The 18449-nt window shown below is 57.0% G+C and carries 17 protein-coding genes and 1 riboswitch; of the genes, 10 read left to right on the plus strand and 7 right to left on the minus strand.

Translation table 11 applies throughout. From position 1 onward, the window contains the following. Positions 1-78: 78 nt before the first annotated feature. Positions 79-177: riboswitch (guanidine-I (ykkC/yxkD leader) on the plus strand. Between the two features lie 56 nt (positions 178-233). From M987_RS15945 to atzF, 7 genes are all read left to right on the plus strand, one after another. After that, positions 234-1292, plus strand: a complete 1059-nt coding sequence (locus M987_RS15945; protein WP_014070134.1) for a putative urea ABC transporter substrate-binding protein — start codon at positions 234-236, stop codon at positions 1290-1292. Positions 1293-1310: 18 nt separating this feature from the next. After that, positions 1311-2126 carry an ABC transporter permease gene (locus tag M987_RS15950; RefSeq protein ID WP_014070135.1) on the plus strand — a complete coding sequence of 272 codons (816 nt, stop codon included), beginning with the start codon at positions 1311-1313 and terminating at the stop codon, positions 2124-2126. Then, the gene (locus tag M987_RS15955; protein WP_014070136.1) at positions 2123-2899 is read left to right on the plus strand and encodes an ABC transporter ATP-binding protein; all 777 of its coding nucleotides are present in this window, start codon (positions 2123-2125) and stop codon (positions 2897-2899) included. The genes M987_RS15950 and M987_RS15955 overlap by 4 nt, the downstream gene beginning before the upstream one ends. A 4-nt stretch (positions 2900-2903) precedes the next feature. Further along, positions 2904-3617: an urea amidolyase associated protein UAAP1 gene (locus M987_RS15960; protein ID WP_014070137.1), complete on the plus strand. Its 714-nt coding sequence runs from the start codon at positions 2904-2906 to the stop codon at positions 3615-3617. A 10-nt stretch (positions 3618-3627) separates the two neighbouring features. Then, positions 3628-4260, plus strand: a complete 633-nt coding sequence (locus M987_RS15965; RefSeq protein WP_014070138.1) for an urea amidolyase associated protein UAAP2 — start codon at positions 3628-3630, stop codon at positions 4258-4260. Positions 4261-4412: 152 nt separating this feature from the next. Further along, on the plus strand, positions 4413-8015 hold the full coding sequence (gene uca / locus M987_RS15970; RefSeq protein WP_014070139.1) for an urea carboxylase: 3603 nt from the start codon (positions 4413-4415) through the stop codon (positions 8013-8015). Then, on the plus strand, positions 8012-9814 hold the full coding sequence (gene atzF / locus M987_RS15975; protein WP_014070140.1) for an allophanate hydrolase: 1803 nt from the start codon (positions 8012-8014) through the stop codon (positions 9812-9814). Before uca ends, atzF begins: the two co-directional genes overlap by 4 nt. Before the next feature lie 43 nt (positions 9815-9857). Here atzF and dmsD read toward each other — a convergent pair whose 3' ends face one another. The 5 genes from dmsD to M987_RS16000 all read right to left on the minus strand — a co-directional run bounded on the left by dmsD (position 9858) and on the right by M987_RS16000 (position 14877). Further along, complete coding sequence (gene dmsD, locus M987_RS15980) at positions 9858-10472, minus strand: Tat proofreading chaperone DmsD (RefSeq protein WP_014070141.1); 615 nt, start codon at positions 10470-10472, stop codon at positions 9858-9860. Between the two features lie 44 nt (positions 10473-10516). After that, entirely contained in the window at positions 10517-11371 is an 855-nt protein-coding gene (locus tag M987_RS15985) for a dimethyl sulfoxide reductase anchor subunit family protein (RefSeq protein ID WP_014070142.1), read from the minus strand. Between the two features lies 1 nt (position 11372). Further along, entirely contained in the window at positions 11373-11990 is a 618-nt protein-coding gene (locus M987_RS15990) for a DMSO/selenate family reductase complex B subunit (RefSeq protein ID WP_014069571.1), read from the minus strand. A gap of 10 nt (positions 11991-12000) precedes the next feature. Further along, positions 12001-14439, minus strand: coding sequence for a selenate/tellurate reductase subunit YnfE (ynfE, locus tag M987_RS15995; protein WP_014070143.1), 2439 nt, complete (start codon positions 14437-14439; stop codon positions 12001-12003). Between the two features lie 144 nt (positions 14440-14583). Next, on the minus strand, positions 14584-14877 hold the full coding sequence (locus tag M987_RS16000; RefSeq protein ID WP_014070144.1) for a DUF1161 domain-containing protein: 294 nt from the start codon (positions 14875-14877) through the stop codon (positions 14584-14586). 74 nt (positions 14878-14951) lie between these two features. On the opposite strand from M987_RS16000, the gene M987_RS16005 reads away from it, so the two are divergent. Beyond that, positions 14952-15698, plus strand: coding sequence for a YnfC family lipoprotein (locus M987_RS16005; protein WP_014070145.1), 747 nt, complete (start codon positions 14952-14954; stop codon positions 15696-15698). 21 nt (positions 15699-15719) lie between these two features. On the opposite strand, the gene speG is transcribed toward M987_RS16005, so the two are convergent. Together speG and M987_RS16015 are read right to left on the minus strand one after the other, a co-directional pair. After that, positions 15720-16280, minus strand: a complete 561-nt coding sequence (speG, locus tag M987_RS16010; RefSeq protein ID WP_014070146.1) for a spermidine N1-acetyltransferase — start codon at positions 16278-16280, stop codon at positions 15720-15722. 15 nt (positions 16281-16295) lie between these two features. Then, the gene (locus tag M987_RS16015) at positions 16296-16634 is read right to left on the minus strand and encodes a DUF1283 family protein (protein ID WP_014070147.1); all 339 of its coding nucleotides are present in this window, start codon (positions 16632-16634) and stop codon (positions 16296-16298) included. Positions 16635-16786: 152 nt separating this feature from the next. On the opposite strand from M987_RS16015, the gene M987_RS16020 reads away from it, so the two are divergent. Both M987_RS16020 and rspA read left to right on the plus strand, forming a co-directional pair. Beyond that, entirely contained in the window at positions 16787-17113 is a 327-nt protein-coding gene (locus tag M987_RS16020; RefSeq protein WP_041162057.1) for a YnfA family protein, read from the plus strand. 111 nt (positions 17114-17224) lie between these two features. Further along, positions 17225-18439 (plus strand): starvation-sensing protein RspA, encoded by a 1215-nt coding sequence (gene rspA / locus M987_RS16025; RefSeq protein ID WP_014070149.1) that lies wholly within the window; start codon positions 17225-17227, stop codon positions 18437-18439. Positions 18440-18449: the final 10 nt, after the last annotated feature.

Below are 18449 nucleotides of genomic sequence, written 5' to 3' on the forward strand. Positions count from 1 at the left end.
TGATTAATAAAAAACATAAAAAATTCTGGCATAGCCTTTGCAATCTCTTTCACTGAAGGGCAGCACCACACAATTTGAACAATAGCTGGCTAGGGTTCCGGTTCACTTCGGTGAATGGCTGGTCCAAGAGCTGGCGACCTCTGAGAGGTTACACGGCGGGACAAAAACCCGGGAGACAGCAGCACCAACGGTGTCGCGCTGCCCCCTAATTTTGTGCCACTCAGAGGTCAAGAATGAAGAAAACGCCATTACTCCGCTCTCTTGTACTGTCGCTGGCGATGCTGGTCAGTCTCCCCACGTTTGCTGCTGTTAAAAAAGAATTCAACGTCTGCTGGACCATCTACGCCGGCTGGATGCCCTGGGGCACCATCAGCAGTAGCAAAATCATCGATAAATGGGCCAGTAAATACGGCATCAAAATCAATGTCGTACAACTCAACGACTATATCGAATCCATCAACCAGTACACCGCAGGCCAGTTCGACGGCTGCACCATGACCAACATGGACGCGCTGACCATCCCGGCGGCGGGCGGGGTCGATACCACTGCGTTGATCCTCGGCAGCTACTCGGAAGGCAACGACGGCGTAGTGATGAAAGGTGAGGGCAAAACCCTCAAGGACCTGAAAGGGATGAAGGTCTACCTGCCGGAGCTGTCCGTTTCCCACTACCTGCTGGTGCGCGGCCTGGAAAAAGCCGGGCTGGCCGAGAAAGACGTCACCGTGGTGAATACCTCTGATGCGGATATCGTCTCGGCGTTTGGCACGGCAAGCGTGCAGGCCGCCGTGGCCTGGAACCCGCAGCTTTCCGTTATCAAAGCCACACCGAAAACCACTGAAGTCTTTAGCTCCTCTCAGGTACCGGGCGAGCTCATCGACATGATGGTCGTCAACAGTGAAACCCTGAAAGACAACCCGTCGCTGGGCAAAGCATTGACCGGCGCATGGTACGAAATGATGGGGCTGATGAAAGCGCAGGACGCAAACGCCCTGAACGCGATGGCCGCTGCCTCAGGCACCGATCTGGCGGGTTATCAGGCGCAGCTGAAAACGACGCACCTGTTCTACACCCCGCAGGACAACATCGCCTTTGTCACCTCGCCAGACCTGGCGAAAACCATGCAGCGCGTGGCGTCATTCTCCTTCGAGAAAGGGCTGTTGGGCGATGGGGCGCAGAGTGCTGATTTTATCGGCATGAGTTTCCCGGGCAATGTCATTCAGGGTGATGCGAATAACGTGAAACTGCGCTTTGACGACAGCTTCGTGAAAATGGCCGCTGCCGGCAAGCTGTGATAACTGACGGAGTTCGCCATGCGACAAATTAACCGCCATCCCACCTCGGGCATGAGGCTGATGCTTGTGATGTTGCCTTTCGTCCTGCTGCTGGCCGCCTACTTTTTTGGCTCCGCAGTACGGCTGGAAGCCAACCCGCAGGACAAACTTTTGCCCGGCCTGCAACAGATGCTGGATGCACTTTCACGGATGGCGTTTAGCCCGGATAAACGCAGCGGCGAGTACCTGTTCTGGGTGGATACCCTGGTGAGCCTGGCCCGTCTGCTGACAGGGCTGGCGATCGCGTCGCTGATTGGCCTGTGCATTGGCATCACCTCCGGCGTATTCCCGCTGTGGCGGGCCTCGCTGTCACCGCTGATGACGGTGTTGTCGATGATCCCACCGCTGGCGATTTTACCGGTGCTGTTTATCGTTTTCGGGCTGGACGAGCTATCAAAAGTGATGCTGATTGTTATCGGCATCACCCCGATGCTGGCTCGTGACCTTGAACATCGCGCCTGTGAAATCCCGCCGGAGATCCTGATCAAAGCCCAGACGCTGGGGGCAAACAGCTGGACGCTGGTGCTGCGGGTGGTGCTGCCGCAGCTGCTGTCCCGCCTCTTGACCTCGCTGCGTCTGCTGCTGGGCTCGGCGTGGCTGTTCCTGATTTCGGCGGAGGCAATCTCGTCAACCGCCGGGCTTGGCTACCGTATTTTCCTCGTGCGCCGCTATATGGCCATGGACGTCATCATCCCTTATGTCCTGTGGATCACGCTGCTGGCATGGCTGATGGATCTGGCGCTGCGCAAGCTTCACAAGACCTGTTTCCCGTGGGCGGAAGGAGGAAAAGCATGAGTTTTATCACCATCAACAATATCTGGCAGGAGTACGGCGACCACGTGGTGCTGGAGAACCTGAATTTAACGGTGAAAGAGGGGGAGTTCTGCTCGATGGTGGGGGCGTCCGGCTGCGGTAAATCGACATTCTTACGCCTGTTGCTGGGCCAGGAATCCCCAAGCCGGGGCTCCATCACGCTGGACGGCAACGTGCTGACCGCCGAGCCGGACAGCAGCCGTGGCGTGGTGTTTCAGCATTACTCCGTTTTTCCGCACCTCAGCGTACTGGATAACGTTGCCATCGGTCTTGAACTGCCGCAATCACCGCTGTTCGGACGGCTGTTTGGCGCGAAAAAGCGCGCGGCGCGGGAACGGGCAACACAGATGCTGGAAAAAGTGGGTCTTGGCCACGCGTTGCACAAATATCCCGCGCAGCTCTCCGGCGGGATGCAGCAGCGTCTGGCCATTGCCCAGGCCTTCATTATGCAGCCACGCGTGTTGTTGCTTGATGAACCTTTCGGCGCGCTTGACCCGGGAATTCGTAAAGACATGCACGCCTTGCTGCTGCAACTGTGGGGGGAAACCCGCATGACGGTCTTTATGGTCACGCACGATCTTTCTGAAGGCTTCAACCTTGGCACCCGTTTGCTGGTGTTCGACAAAGTGCGCCTTGACCCACAGGCACCTAACGCCTACGGCGCGCGCATTACTTACGACATCCCGCTCAACGAGACGCGCCTTTCCGCGCTGAGCGGTACTGCACAAGATAACGTTTACGCATTAAGGGGTTAATCCTGTGAATACAACAACATTACGCGAAGAGATCCTGCCCGGTGGCGGCCATCTCTCTTTTATCCTCAAACGCGGACAGATCCTGCGCATGACAGACATCGACGGTGGGGCAAACGTCAGCCTGATGATGCTCAACGCCCACCAAAAAAGTGAACGCCTGAACCTGCCTGACACCCTGAAAGGCCAGCACACCGCGCGCCTGACGGCGGGACACTGCTTCTATTCCGATATGGGGCGTGTGCTGGCGGGGATCACCGCCGATACCTGCGGCTGGCATGATCCGTTTGGCGGCGTGCTCAACGCGGCTGAAGTGGCGGAAAAATATGGTCAGGGACGTTATCAGGAATTACGTAACGGCTTCTTCCGTAACGGCACGGACAACCTGCTGGTAGAGATGGGCAAGTGGGATCTCAACCTGGAAGACCTGCTGATGGTGGTGAACTTCTTCAGCAAGGTGTCAGTGGACAACAACGGCCAGTTCAGCTTCCACAGCGGCCATTCGCAGCCCGGCAGTTATGTCGAACTGTTCGCGCCGATGGACGTGCTGGTGGTGATGACGGCGTTACAGCATCCGATGGATCCTTCCACCGAGTATGCACCGCGCCCGGTTGCGCTGAGCTGGCGACAGGCGCAGGACGAGGAGGCGGCCATTCACGCGCTGCTTACGCGCCCGGAAAATGACCGCGCCTTCACCAACACTCAACTTTTTGCCCTGTAAGGAGCCGCAAATGACCGTTGCCAGCGAAAAAAACGCCCAACACGCCAGCTTCCGCCATGTGATCCCGGCGGGCGAACCTTACCTGTTCGAAGTGAAAAAAGGGCAGACCCTGCGCCTGCTCGATCTGGAAGGTAACCAGGCCGTCGACACGCTGTTTTACAACGCCGACAGCCCGCGCGAACGCTACGATGCCCAGCGCACGCTGCGCCGCCAGAATAATGCCTATCTCACCACCGGCAGCGTGCTGTACTCCAACCTCGGTAACCCGCTGCTGACCATCGTTGCCGATACCTGCGGACGTCACGACACCCTCGGAGGCGCCTGCGCTCAGGAAAGTAACACCGTGCGTTACTCCCTCGACAAGCGCCATATGCACAGCTGCCGCGACAATTTCCTGTGCGCCTGCCTGCATGATGGCCGCCTGCAAAAGCGCGATATTGGCGCCAACATCAACTTCTTTATGAACGTGCCGGTTACCCCGCAGGGCGGATTAACCTTCGAAGACGGCATTTCCGCGCCGGGGAAATACGTTGAGCTGCGCGCGGAGTGCAACGTCATTGTGCTGATTTCCAACTGTCCGCAGCTCAACAACCCCTGCAACGGCTGGAACCCGACGCCTGCCGAGGTGCTGGTATGGAACTGACACCAGGGCGCTGGCAGCGCCTGCGAAAGATGATTTATCGCCTGTTTGAAGTACGTGCCGGACGCATCCTGCCGTAATTGCTTTTTCCCCATGGACGACCATGCGGCGAGCCGATTTTCGGCGGGACGACCCGCCCCGATTGAGTCTTAACTATGTTTACTAAACTCTTGATCGCTAACCGCGGGGCCATTGCCTGCCGCATTCTTCGTACGCTGCGCACCATGAGCGTGAGCGGCGTGGCCGTTTATTCTGAAGCCGATATCAGCAGTTTGCACATTCGTGAAGCCGATGAAGCTCTGAGCCTGGGCGAGGGCCCGGCCGCGAATACTTACCTGGTCACCGATAAAATCATCGCGGCGGCGAAAGCCAGCGGCGCACAGGCTATTCATCCGGGCTACGGTTTTCTCTCGGAAAATGCCGCCTTTGCCGAAGCCTGTGAAGCCGCAGGGATCGCCTTTGTGGGCCCCACGCCGGAACAGCTTCGTCTGTTTGGCCTGAAACACACCGCCCGTGCGCTGGCAAAAGCGCATGGCGTACCGATGCTGGAGGGCACAGAGCTGCTGGCGGATGTCGGCGAGGCGCTCCAGGCTGCTGAAAGCGTGGGATACCCGGTAATGCTGAAAAGCACAGCCGGTGGCGGTGGTATCGGGATGCGTGTGTGCTATTCCGCCGCCGAACTCAGCGAGGCGTTTGATGCCGTGGTGCGCCTGGGTAAAAACAACTTCAGCGATGCGGGCGTGTTTATTGAGAAGTACATCGAGCGGGCACGCCATCTTGAAGTGCAGCTGTTTGGTGACGGCAAGGGCGAGGTGATTGCCCTCGGTGTGCGGGACTGTTCGGTGCAGCGCCGTAACCAGAAAGTGCTGGAAGAAACCCCCGCACCAAACCTGCCTGCGGGCATGGAAAGCGCATTATGTGAGGCGGCCATAAAGCTTGGCAAAGCGGTGAATTATCGCAGTGCAGGCACGGTTGAGTTCGTCTACGACAGCGATGCCGCACGCTTTTATTTCCTCGAAGTGAATACCCGTTTGCAGGTGGAGCACGGCGTGACCGAGCAGGTCTGGGGTGTCGACCTGGTGCGCTGGATGATTACCCTTGCCGCCGGGGATTTGCCACCTCTGGCCGCGCTGCGCGAAAGCCTTACCGCCAGCGGGCACGCCATTCAGGCGCGTGTGTATGCGGAAGACCCCGGCCGTCAGTTTCAGCCTTCGCCGGGCCTGCTGACCGAAGTGGTTTTTCCGAAAGATAACCGCACCACGTTGCGTATCGACCGTTGGGTGGAATCCGGTTGTGAGGTGCCGCCGTTTTTTGACCCGATGCTGGCAAAGATTATCGCATGGGAGCCGACAAGAGATGAGGCCATTCGCGCGCTGCACGCAGCACTTGGTGAAACGCGGCTCTACGGCGTGGAGACGAACCGCAGCTACCTGCGACAGATTTTGACCTTCACGCCGTTTGCCTGCGGCGAACCCTGGACGCGTTGCCTGGAAGGGCTGACCTATCAGGCGTCCACCCTGGAAGTCCTTAGCGCCGGGACACAAACCACCGTTCAGGATTATCCCGGGCGTGTGGGGTACTGGGCCGTGGGCGTGCCGCCCTCCGGGCCAATGGACAGCCGCGCCCTGCGTCTGGGCAACCGTCTGCTAGGGAATGATGATCGCGCTGCCGCGCTGGAAATCACCCTCAGCGGCCCTACGCTGAAATTCAACTGTGACGCGCAGCTGGTCGTCACCGGGGCAGAAATAGACCTGACGCTGGACGGTGAGCCGCTGGAAAACAACAGTGTCTTTACGGTGCGTGCCGGGATGACGCTACGCATGGGCGATATTCGTGGTGACGGCGTGCGCAGTTATCTGTGCCTGCGCGGCGGGTTTAACGTGCCGGATTATCTGGGCAGCAAAAGTACCTTCACTCTGGGCCAGTTTGGCGGGCACGCCGGGCGCGCGCTGCGAACCGGGGATGTACTGCACCTTACGCCGCTTGCCACTGCGGGCAGTGAGGCCGTTTTACCCCAGGCGCTGCGCACCACGTTTGCGGCCGTGCGTGAACTGCGGGTGATTTACGGGCCGCACGGCGCACCGGAATATTTTACCCCGGCTTATGTGGCGACCTTTTTCGCGACCGAGTGGGAAGTGCATTTCAACTCCAGCCGTACCGGGGTGCGCCTGATTGGACCGAAACCGGAATGGGTGCGAGAAAGCGGCGGCGAAGCGGGGCTGCATCCGTCGAACATTCACGATAACCCCTACGCCATTGGCGCGGTCGATTTTACGGGCGACATGCCGGTGATCCTCGGCCCGGATGGCCCAAGCCTGGGCGGATTTGTGTGCCCGGTCACTATCATTGAAGCCGATCTACATGCCGTCGGGCAGTTGAAAGCAGGGGATAAAGTGCGCTTTGTGCCGGTGGATATTACCACTGCGCGGCAGCTGGCGCAGGCGCAGGAGGCGCAAATAAACAGCCTCCATCCGCAGGATGTGGTGTGGCAACCCGCAGAACTTGCGTCACCCATTGTTCTGGAACAGGGCCATGCGGATAAACGCCTTGTTGCCAGGCTTTCTGGTGATACACACCTGTTGCTGGAGATTGGCGAGCCGGAGCTGGATCTGGTGCTGCGTTTTCGCGCTCATGCGCTGATGCAGGCCCTGGAGAGTCATGAACTTAATGGGGTTATCGATCTGACGCCGGGTATTCGTTCGTTGCAGGTTCACTATCAGCCAGAGGCTTTGAGCCTGGCGAGCCTGCTGGATGTGGTTGCTGGTTTGTGGCAAAGCGTCTGCGAGCGCGAGGATCTGGATGTGCCTTCGCGTACCGTCTGGCTGCCGCTGTCATGGGACGATCCTGCCTGCCAGAAGGCTATCGATAAATATATGACCACCGTGCGTCGTGATGCGCCGTGGTGCCCGAGCAACCTGGAGTTTATTCGCCGTATTAACGACCTGGCGAATATCGATCAGGTCTACAAAACGGTGTTTGATGCCAGCTATCTGGTGATGGGGCTGGGGGATGTTTACCTCGGCGCACCGGTGGCCACGCCGCTCGACCCGCGTCATCGGCTGGTGACCACCAAGTACAACCCGGCGCGCACCTGGACGGCGGAAAACTCGGTGGGTATCGGCGGGGCATATCTGTGCGTTTACGGGATGGAAGGGCCTGGCGGGTATCAGTTCGTCGGGCGCACGTTGCAGATGTGGAATCGCTATCACGCGGTTGAAGACTTCGGCGGTAAGCCCTGGCTGCTGCGCTTCTTCGACCAGATCCGTTTCTATCCTGTTTCTGCCGACGAGCTACTGACCATCCGGCGCGATTTCCCGCTGGGACGTTACCCGCTGCGTATCGAGCACACCACCCTGAAGCTGGCGGAATATCAGCAGTTCCTTACTGATGAAGCCGAAGAAATTGCCGCGTTTCGCACCCATCAGCAGGGGGCGTTTGACGCCGAGCGTGAACGCTGGATTGCCAATGGTCAGGCCCATTTCGACAGCAGTGATGTGCTGGTGGATGAGGGGGACGATGCGCCGCTCAAACCCGGGCAGGAAGGGGTTGATAGCCCGGTGTCGGGCAACCTGTGGCAGGTGAACGTTGAAGTCGGCAAGCCGGTGCGGGAAGGCGATGTTCTGGTGGTGCTTGAATCCATGAAAATGGAGATCCCGCTGCTCGCCACGCGGGACGGTGTGGTCAGCCAGGTGCGCGTGCAGCCGGGATCATCGGTTCGCGCGGGGCAGTGTGTGGTCGTTCTGGAGAAAACAGCATGATGCATCCGTTTGATTTACGTCTTGATTTTCTGGCTCAGGTCTACAGCGAAGGGCGTTACACGCCGCGAGAAGTCATCACCACACTGCGTGAACGTGCGCTTGCGTTAAACCCGGAGTTTAACGCCTTTATTTATGTCCTGACGTCAGCCGAGCTGGAGCCGTACCTCGCCGCACTGGAAGAGGCTGATCCTGCGTCGTTACCGCTCTACGGCATTCCCTTTGCTATCAAGGACAACATCGATCTGGCGGGGATTGACACCACCGCTGCCTGCCCGGCGTTTGCCTATCAGGCGAAAGACGATGCGACCATTGTCGCGCAGCTGATTGCGTTAGGTGCCGTACCGCTCGGAAAGACCAATCTTGATCAGTTTGCCACCGGGTTAAACGGCACCCGTTCGCCGTATGGCTTGTGCCGCAACAGCGTTCATGCGGATTATCCGTCGGGTGGCTCCAGCGCCGGATCATCCCTGGCGGTGGCACTGGGAATAACGAGTTTCGCCCTTGGCACGGACACCGCGGGCAGCGGCCGCGTTCCGGCCTCGCTGAATAACCTGGTGGGGCTGAAAGCCACCAAAGGGTTAATTTCAACGGCTGGCGTGGTGCCAGCCTGTCGCACCCTGGACTGCGTAACCTTCTTTACCGCTACCGCCGCAGAAGCCAGCCGCTTGCTGGCGCTGACGGCGGTGCAAGACCCACGTGATGCGTACAGCCGCGCTAACCCATCCTGGAATGGTATTCAGGCCTTTGGCGCGCCAGAACCGGGATTCCGCTTTGGCATCCCCGACACCCTGGAATTCCTGGGATGTGCGGAAAGTGAAGCGCTATTTAATGCCGCCAAAACGCGCCTGATGGCACTCGGCGGCGTGCCGGAAACCATCGATTTCTCGCCGTTCCTGGCCGCGGCAAAGCTGCTATACGACGGCCCGTGGGTGGCAGAGCGTTACCACGTGGCGGGTAAACTGATTGAGGATCAACCGGATGCCGTGCTGCCGGTGATCCGCGATGTCCTGCAAAAGGCACCGTCAACGGATGCGGTGGCGGCGTTTGATGCCCAGTACAAATTGCAGCATTACAAAATGCAGTGTGATGCCATTCTGGCCGGGGTGTCATGTGTGTTAACCCCAACCTATCCACGGCCTGTGACCCTGGCGGAGCTGGCAGAAGAGCCGGTGAAACGCAACTCCGACCTTGGGGTATACACCAACTTTATGAACCTGCTCGACTACGCGGCGGTTGCGGTCCCGGCGGGTGTTATGGCGAATGGACTGCCTTCCGGCGTGACGCTGTTTGGCCGCGCCTTTACAGATCAGTATTTACTGAGCCTTGCCGATGCCTTACAACGCACTCAGCCGTTGGCCTTGCCTGGCGGGCGTGAAATGCGCACTGAAGCCCCGGCAACCTGTGCAACCCACGACAAAATGGCCATTGTGGTTTGCGGCGCGCATCTTGATGGACTGGCACTGAATTATCAGCTGCGTCAGCGTGGCGCAACCTTGCTGAAAGCTACACGCAGTGCGCCACATTACCAGCTGTATGCGCTGGCGGATGGTAAGCGGCCTGGCATGGTGCGTATCCGGGAGCAGGGGGCCGCTATCGCGGTTGAAGTGTGGGACATGCCGCACAGCGAAGTCGGATCGTTTCTGGCCGGTATTCCTGCCCCTCTGGGGTTAGGCAAAATCGAGCTGGAGGATGGGCGCTGGGTCACCGGGTTTATCTGCGAAGAGTATGGATTGCAGAATGCGCGGGACATCACGGAGTTTGGCGGGTGGCGCACGTGGCTTGCCAACAGTAAAGAGTAAGAGGCGAAAAAGAGCAGCCAGTGGAAACACTGGCTGCGGGGTATTAGCGGTAAAGCGGCTTTTCTGCGACCGGGATTAGCAATGTGGATTGCCAGTCAGCCAGCGTTAACTGTGCCAGTTTGCCAAGCGCAACGTAGAAAGGGTGGCCGGCGTTGTCGATAAGCACCGAGAGGAAGCGATGGCTCCACGGCAGAAGATGCCAGGCCAGCAGTTGGTCGCATTCCGCGTCACGTCCATTCTCCGCAAGCCAGGCCGCCAGCATCAGTAACGTCGCGATGTGATCTTCTGGCTCGTTTTGCTGCATCTCGAAAGCTATCGCGTTTTCACGCATCCACTGGCGCAGTGCCAGGGTGGATTCACCGAATAACACAGACTCACGATCCAGCCAGACGGAACCCCACGGCGGAGCCGGGAGCGCATAAGGGCCAATAAACAGGCGCTGCCAGGCCTCTGTTAACGGCTCATCGGCAGGGGTTTTAAACGTCTGCGCGATACTCGCCAGCGACTGATGCGCGTAAGGCCAGTCCTGATACCAGTCGCTGGTGGTGAGCGCACTCACCAGCGGTGCTGCCTGTTCACTGTCTGGGGCAAAACCAAACAATGCACCCAGAACCCGGGCGCTGAAAGCGAAAGACTCGCGTTGTGATAATTCATTCATTACGACATTCCTTGCGCACGCGCGGGTTGCCCCGCACGCGTGTATTAACCGGCAATCGCCATACCTGCGGTCATGTGCAGGCCATAAAACAGCCCGCGACCAATCAGCTCACCGAATACCACCAGCACGATCCCTGCGAACAGGCCGAGCGTTTTGGGCTCCTGGCGGCGATTAAGCGGGCACAGCCAGCAACCTAAACCGGCTGTTACTAACAGGATACGCCAGATTTGCCATGTACCATACTCCGGCAGCAGGGCGCTGGCCTGCTGGACTGAGCTGTGGATCGTGGCTAATTCGTTACTTTGCAACACAATCACTCCCACGCTTGCCAGCAGGGCCAGGACGCTCAGCCCCGCGGCGGCAGAACCCTTAAAGGGTGCTCTGGCTGCGCGCAGCAGCAATGCGGCAAACAGCGGGCCGCCGAGAACTAACGTCAGGAAAAATGCCAGTGTGGTGTAGCCGGTGTACCAGGTGGGGACGGTATCTATCTGATACACCCGGGTCATCGCCCAGACAAAAACCAGCCCGAGGATCTGGCTCACCACCAGCCAGATTTTGCCCAGTGCCGGGGGCATTTTACCGATGACAGACACCAGCCACCAGAACCCGCCAACGGCAAAGAACACCGAGCCGGCCGCGATTTCGTTACTAAGCGCGGAAGCGCCGACGCGGTTAAGCGAGTTAAAGGCGCGCATCGGAGAACCCAGATGCAGCACAGAGGCGATAAAGCCAATCCCCATCACAACCCATAAAAAGAACATGCTGCGCACAATGCGCGCTTTTGCAGCCGCGTCTTCCTCTTTGAACCAGGCAAATCCACTGACAATTAACGCACCGGCTACGCACTGCCCAAAGACGGTGAAGATCACCAGCGGCCATTCATGCCATCCACTTCCCATCTCACACCTCCTTCGGATTTGCCAGGTAGCCGGTGGTGTCACCCGTCGGACGGCTGTTGGCGTTAGGTTTAATAACAATGCTCGGCTTCGTGAAGTGCGCAGACGGCAGGGGTGCTACTGCCGCAAGCTGGCCGTGCTTTTGGCGCAGCTCTTCAATCGGGCCAAAGTCCAGCGCACGCAGCGGGCAGGACTCCACGCAGATTGGCTTTTTGCCGTCCGCCACGCGGGTGTGGCAGCCGTCGCACTTAGTCATGTGGCCTTTGGCGGCGTTGTACTGCGGTGCGCCATACGGACAGGCCATGTGGCAGTAACGGCAGCCGATGCAGACATCTTCATCCACCACCACAAAACCGTCGTCACGTTTGTGCATCGCGCCACTCGGGCACACTTTGGTGCAGGCCGGATCTTCACAGTGGTTACACGCAATCGACAGATAGTAGGCAAACACGTTCTGGTGCCAGACGCCGTTATCCTCCTGCCAGTCGCCGCCGGCGTATTCGTAAATACGGCGGAAGCTGACATCCGGAGTTAAATCTTTGTAATCCTTACAGGCCAGTTCGCAGGTCTTGCAACCGGTGCAGCGGCTGGAATCAATAAAAAATCCATACTGGGTTGTCATCGGTTACTCCTTATACCTTCTCGATCTGCACCAGGTTGGTGTGTTGTGGGTTACCTTTCGCCAGCGGAGAAGGGCGATGCGTGGTCAGCGTGTTGATGCAAGAGCCGTGGTCGATTCGATCGCCATTCATGTTGGCATCGTGCCACGCCCCCTGGCCCATGGCGCTTACGCCCGGCATGATGCGCGGTGTCACTTTGACCGGAATGCGTAGCTCACCACGGCTGTTGAATACACGCACCATATCGCCGTTTTTAATCCCGCGTTGCGCGGCATCGACCGGGTTCAGCCAGACTTCCTGACGGCACGCCGCTTTTAGTACGTCGACGTTGCCATAGCTGGAGTGGGTACGGGCTTTAAAGTGGAAGCCGAACAGTTGCAGCGGGTAGGTGCTGCGTTCTGGTGCATCCCATCCGTCAAATGTGGAGGCATACACCGGCAGCGGGGTGATGGTTTCGTCTTTTTCCAGCTCCCAGGTCGAGGCGATTTTCGCCAGCGCGCTGGAGTAAATCTCAATCTTACCGGAAGGGGTTTTGAGCGGGTTCGCCGCAGGATCATCGCGGAATTTCTTGTAGGCGACAAAGTGCCCGGCAGGATCTTTGCGCTTATAAATGCCCATCTTTTTCAGCTCATCATACGAAGGCAGTTTGGCATCTTTTTCCAGCATTTTGGCGTACAGATACTGTAACCACTGCTCCTGAGTGCGCCCTTCAGTAAACTGCTGGTAAATATCCGGGCCGAGTCGTTTAGCGACTTCGCTCATGATCCAGTAGATCGGTTTACGTTCGAATTTCGGTGCGGTCACCGGCTGAAGGAATATCAGGTAACCCATGTTACCGGCGTAGTCGTTAGGAATAATGTCTTCCTGCTCTACGGTCATCAGGTCTGGCAACACGATGTCGGCGTACTTCGCGGACGAGGTCATGAAGTTGTCGATCACGACGATCATTTCGCATTTGTTTTCGTCCTGCAAAATGTCATGGGTTTTATTGATATCGGAATGCTGGTTGGTGATGGTATTCCCGGCATAGTTCCAGATAAATTTAATCGGCACATCGAGCTTATCTTTGCCACGCACGCCGTCGCGGAGCGCTGTCATTTCTGGGCCACGCACGATGGCGTCCGTCCAGCTAAAGCAGGAGATCTGCGTTTTCACCGGGTTGTCCGGCAGCGGCATACGTTCGATGGTGATGGTGTAGGTGGATTCGCGAGCGCCGCTGTTGCCGCCGTTGATCCCCACGTTGCCGGTCAGAATTGGCAGCATGGCAATAGCACGTGAGGTTTGCTCACCGTTTGCCTGACGCTGTGGGCCCCATCCCTGGCAGATATACGCCGGTTTCACTGAGCCGATTTCACGGGCAAGCTTGATGATTCGGTCGGCGGGAATACCCGTAATCCGCGACGCCCATTCCGGCGTTTTGGCGGTGGCATCATCGCCCTGGCCGAGGATGTAGGCTTTGTAGTGGCCGTTAGCTGGCGCGCCTTCCGGCAGCGTTTTTTCGTCATAGCCTACGCAGTATTTATCCAGGAACGGCTGGTCAACCAGATTTTCGTCGATCAGTACCCACGCAATCCCGGCGACCAGTGCGGCATCGGTGCCTGGACGAATCGGTATCCACTCGTCTTCGCGTCCGGCGGCGGTGTCAGTGTAGCGCGGATCGATAACGATCATGCGGGCATTGGAACGCTCACGGGCCTGTTCCAGATAGTAAGTGATCCCGCCGCCGCTCATGCGCGTTTCCGCCGGATTATTGCCGAACATCACCACCAGTTTGGTGTTTTCGATATCAGAGGTACTGTTGCCGTCGTTGCTGCCATAGGTGTAAGGCATTGCGCAGGCAATTTGAGCCGTACTGTAGGTGCCGTAATGGCTCAGGAAACCGCCGTAGCAGTTCATCAGACGCGCCACCAGCGAGGCATAAGGGGAGGAGCGGGTGATATTGCCGCCGACAATGCCGGAGGAGTAGTTGATGTACACCGCTTCATTACCATACTTTTCCACCACCCCTTTCAGGCTGGCGGTAAGGGTATCCAGGGCTTCATCCCAGCTGATGCGCTCAAATTTGCCCTCACCGCGTTTCCCCACGCGTTTCATCGGGTAGTTAAGGCGATCCGGGTGGTTGATACGACGACGGATTGAGCGTCCACGAAGGCAGGCGCGAACCTGATGATTACCGTAAATATCGTCGCCGGTGTTATCGGTTTCTACCCAATACACTTCGTTATCGCGGACGTGCAGGCGTAGCGCACACCGGCTACCACAGTTTACGGAGCAGGCTCCCCAGACCACTTTATCTTCAGCGGGCGACACGGCATCTTTCACCGCGGCGGCTGCGCTTTTTAAACCGAAAGGTAATGAAAGCCCACCGGCGGCAAGCGCCAGTGAGCCAATTGCGGTGGATTTAACCAGCGTTCGACGGCTAATCCCGCCGTGGATATCTGCCTCGGACATGACTCACTCCATCATTGTAATGGGAACTATTTACACCCGTTATTACAACCGGGCTAATGATGGGTGAGTTTTACTTATTTGGAGGTACTAAATATTAATCCTCATCAAATCAACGGGTATTGTTGCGGCGAAATTGGATAAAAATCACTGCGGCTCACCTTGTGTGCTGTCCTGAGTGCCCGCTGCCGCACCGCTTCCTGTGCGGATGTACAAAATTTTGAAGGTGTCGTTGGCACAATGCCCAACGACCTGCGCATCCGGCTGGTCGGCCTGATCGTTCGGCACGATGTTCAGCGTAAAGCCGGTTTCAGGCACGCCGTTGTTAATAATCTTCTGCTGGATGTCGCTTTTAATTCGCTCGCAGGAGTCCGGCGCAGCCAGAATGGCCGGGGAAACACTCATCAACAGCAGGGCGGTAATCCAGGGTAACCGTTTCATCTGTAGCTCCTTCTCTCTTCTCTGTGTGTAGAATAATTTTAGCAGGGTTCGCGTAAACATATGTATTTGCTAATATGATTGGGAATTATCTCCCTGTATCGGTAAATAATGTGAAGAAATACGCAGTGATGACGCTTCTGGCTACGGCGCTGGTGGGGTGCGATAACGCCTCTGCGCCGTTGTCTTTTTCGCCGGAGATGGCCAGTTTCTCGAATGAGTTTGATTTTGATCCCCTGCGCGGGCCGGTAAAAGACTTTACCCAGACGTTGCTCAACGATAAGGGCGAAGTCTCGAAACGGGTAACAGGAACCGTATCAACAGAAGGGTGCTTTGATACGCTGGAATTACACGACCTGGAGGCCAATACCGGTGTCGCACTGGTACTGGATGCCAACTACTACCTTGACGCGGAAACGCAGCAGCGTAATGTGAAGTTGCAGGGCAAATGTCAGCTGGCAGAACTGCCTGCGGCAGGGGTAACCTGGGATACCGACGACAACGGATTTGTGGTGGCCGCGCACGGCAAAGAGATGGAAGTGAAGTATCGCTATGATGCAGAAGGGTATCCGCTGGGAAAAACCACGGTATCCGGCGAGCAACATTTGTCTGTTCAGGCCACGCCGTCAAAAGATGTGCGTAAAAAACTGGACTACACGGCCATCAGCCTGCTGAACGACAAACCGCTCGGGCACGTAAAACAGAGCTGCGATTACGATCGTCATAACAACCCGGTTACCTGCCAATTGTTGATCACCGACGACAGCGTAAAACCGGCCGTTGAACGCAAGTACACCATCAAGAACAGCATTGATTACTATTGATGAAAATGAAAACCGCGCAGGTTATTGCGCGGTTGGTTTTAGCAGGCTTGCCGGAGAGGCTTTGTGTCCGGCCAGGTGCTGATGCTGGAAGATGCACATGCGAATGGTGTTGCGGTACTCACCATTGATAAAGAATTCATGAATCAGTTCGCCTTCCACCATAAAGCCCAGTTTGCGGTAGATATGGATCGCTTTTTCGTTCTCTTTATCGACGATAAGATACAGCTTGTAGAGATTCAGGACGTTAAACCCGTAATCCATCGCCAGCTTCGCCGCCCGTGACGCCAGACCTTTGCCCTGGTGCTCTGGCGAAATAATGATCTGAAATTCCGCCCGACGGTGAACGTGGTTGATTTCAACCAGTTCGACCAGACCGGCTTTTTCGCCTTCACACTCCACCACAAAGCGACGCTCACTCTGATCGTGAATGTGCTTATCGTAAAGATCTGACAGCTCAACAAACGCCTCGTAAGGCTCTTCAAACCAGTAGCGCATCACGCTGGCATTGTTATCGAGCTGGTGGACGAAGCGCAGATCCTCGCGTTCCAGCGGACGAAGTTTAACGGCTAACATATCGGCCATAGTGACTCCGCGAAATCAGGGGGCAACGGTGCGGCCGGTACGGCGATCCAGGCAGCGCAGCGTGTTAGGCTCCCAGTAGGCGTTGACGTTCGCACTTTGCTGGCATTTGTCACGCGCATCAAAGGCGACATCTTCTTTGTCCCACTCTTTTTCAGCCCGCTTGTTTACCTTCTGGCGAAGATTGCGGGTGTCATTCCATTGTTCTTTGTCCATAGCAGCGTTCTGACGGCTTTGCGCGCTATCACCAGACTCGATAACGAGCTTGCTGGTTTCGGCTGATGCCGTAGCGGCGAAGGCGAACGTTGACAGCGCGAGCATCGCTGACAGACAAAGGCGTTTGCTTAATGTAGTCATCGCGTTTCCTTTTTAATGGGTGCAGATAAGCGTTATACCCAACCCGGATTCTACACCAATCCAAAAGGGCGGCATACCCGTGCGGCAGGTATGGAAAAGTAAAGGAGATTATCGCGTATGATGTCTAAATCAATCCTCACAAGATGTTCGATATGATCAAAACAACGCTGCTTTTTTTTGCCACCGCACTGTGTGAAATCATCGGTTGTTTCTTACCCTGGCTCTGGCTGAAAAAGGGGGCTTCGGTATTCCTGCTGGTTCCCGCCGGGATAGCGCTGGCCCTGTTTGTCTGGCTGTTGACGTTGCATCCCGCCGCCAGTGGCCGGGTCTATGCGGCCTACGGTGGCGTGTATGTTTGCACTGCGCTGCTGTGGCTGCGGGTTGTGGATGGCGTAAAACTGAGCCTGTATGACTGGGCTGGCGCGCTGGTTGCGCTGTGCGGAATGCTGATCATCGTAGCCGGATGGGGGCGCACCTAAGTGCCCCAATTTTGTGACCAGGCGCTTATTTCATGATCATTATACTTGTATGGTAGTAGTGTAGTTGAGTAAATTTCCTGCATCACAACGAGCGATGTAAGGAACTGGATTATGAAGATTGTCGGGGCTGAAGTATTTGTGACCTGTCCGGGGCGCAACTTTGTCACCCTTAAAATCACCACCGATGACGGAATTGTCGGTCTGGGTGATGCCACGCTTAACGGGCGTGAGCTGTCCGTTGCCTCTTACCTGAAAGATCATCTCTGCCCGCAGCTGATTGGCCGCGATGCCCACCGAATCGAAGATATCTGGCAGTTCTTTTATAAAGGTGCCTACTGGCGTCGCGGGCCGGTCACCATGTCGGCGATTTCTGCCGTTGATATGGCGCTGTGGGACATCAAAGCGAAAGCGGCCAATATGCCGTTATACCAGCTGCTTGGCGGCGCATCCCGTGAAGGGGTTATGGTGTATTGCCATACCACGGGCCACACCATTGATGATGTGCTGGAAGACTATGCGCGTCACAAAGAGATGGGCTTCAAAGCCATTCGCGTCCAGTGCGGCGTGCCGGGAATGAAAACCACTTACGGTATGTCTAAAGGGAAAGGGCTGGCCTACGAGCCTGCCACCAAGGGCAGCTGGCCGGAAGAGCAGTTGTGGTCAACGGAAAAATATCTCGATTTTACGCCGAAATTGTTTGATGCCGTGCGTAGCAAGTATGGCTTCAATGAACACCTGCTGCACGACATGCACCACCGCCTGACGCCAATTGAAGCGGCGCGTTTTGGCAAGAGCATCGAAGAATTCCGCATGTTCTGGATGGAAGACCCAACCCCTGCGGAAAATCAGGAGTGCTTCCGCCTGATTCGCCAGCACACCGTTACCCCGATTGCGGTGGGTGAAGTGTTCAACAGCATCTGGGATTGCAAACAGCTCATCGAAGAGCAGCTAATCGACTACATCCGTACCACCATCACCCATGCGGGTGGGATCACGGGGATGCGTCGAATTGCTGATTTCGCCTCGCTGTATCAGGTGCGCACTGGCTCGCATGGCCCGTCCGATTTGTCACCGATATGCCACGCGGCCGCGCTGCACTTCGACCTGTGGGTGCCGAATTTTGGCGTGCAGGAATATATGGGCTATTCCGAACAGATGCTCGAAGTCTTCCCGCATAACTGGAGCTTTGATAACGGCTATATGCACCCGGGCGAAAAGCCAGGGCTGGGCATCGAGTTCGACGAAAAACTGGCAGCGAAATATCCGTACGATCCGGCCTACCTGCCGGTGGCACGTCTTGAAGATGGCACGCTGTGGAACTGGTAAAAGAGGAGCG

Source organism: Enterobacter soli ATCC BAA-2102 (genome assembly GCF_001654845.1).
Lineage (GTDB): Bacteria > Pseudomonadota > Gammaproteobacteria > Enterobacterales > Enterobacteriaceae > Enterobacter > Enterobacter soli.

Excerpts from the sequence above, each read along its gene's own strand:
- M987_RS15990 (WP_014069571.1), bottom strand. The coding sequence starts at position 11,990 with ATGACAACCCAGTATGGATTTTTTATTGATTCCAGCCGCTGCACCGGT.
- M987_RS16000 (WP_014070144.1), bottom strand. The coding sequence starts at position 14,877 with ATGAAACGGTTACCCTGGATTACCGCCCTGCTGTTGATGAGTGTTTCC.
- M987_RS15985 (WP_014070142.1), bottom strand. The coding sequence starts at position 11,371 with ATGGGAAGTGGATGGCATGAATGGCCGCTGGTGATCTTCACCGTCTTT.
- uca (WP_014070139.1), top strand. The coding sequence starts at position 4,413 with ATGTTTACTAAACTCTTGATCGCTAACCGCGGGGCCATTGCCTGCCGC.
- ynfE (WP_014070143.1), bottom strand. The coding sequence starts at position 14,439 with ATGTCCGAGGCAGATATCCACGGCGGGATTAGCCGTCGAACGCTGGTT.
- M987_RS15950 (WP_014070135.1), top strand. The coding sequence starts at position 1,311 with ATGCGACAAATTAACCGCCATCCCACCTCGGGCATGAGGCTGATGCTT.
- dmsD (WP_014070141.1), bottom strand. The coding sequence starts at position 10,472 with ATGAATGAATTATCACAACGCGAGTCTTTCGCTTTCAGCGCCCGGGTT.
- rspA (WP_014070149.1), top strand. The coding sequence starts at position 17,225 with ATGAAGATTGTCGGGGCTGAAGTATTTGTGACCTGTCCGGGGCGCAAC.
- M987_RS15955 (WP_014070136.1), top strand. The coding sequence starts at position 2,123 with ATGAGTTTTATCACCATCAACAATATCTGGCAGGAGTACGGCGACCAC.
- speG (WP_014070146.1), bottom strand. The coding sequence starts at position 16,280 with ATGGCCGATATGTTAGCCGTTAAACTTCGTCCGCTGGAACGCGAGGAT.
- M987_RS16015 (WP_014070147.1), bottom strand. The coding sequence starts at position 16,634 with ATGACTACATTAAGCAAACGCCTTTGTCTGTCAGCGATGCTCGCGCTG.
- M987_RS16020 (WP_041162057.1), top strand. The coding sequence starts at position 16,787 with ATGATCAAAACAACGCTGCTTTTTTTTGCCACCGCACTGTGTGAAATC.
- M987_RS16005 (WP_014070145.1), top strand. The coding sequence starts at position 14,952 with ATGATTGGGAATTATCTCCCTGTATCGGTAAATAATGTGAAGAAATAC.
- M987_RS15945 (WP_014070134.1), top strand. The coding sequence starts at position 234 with ATGAAGAAAACGCCATTACTCCGCTCTCTTGTACTGTCGCTGGCGATG.
- atzF (WP_014070140.1), top strand. The coding sequence starts at position 8,012 with ATGATGCATCCGTTTGATTTACGTCTTGATTTTCTGGCTCAGGTCTAC.
- M987_RS15965 (WP_014070138.1), top strand. The coding sequence starts at position 3,628 with ATGACCGTTGCCAGCGAAAAAAACGCCCAACACGCCAGCTTCCGCCAT.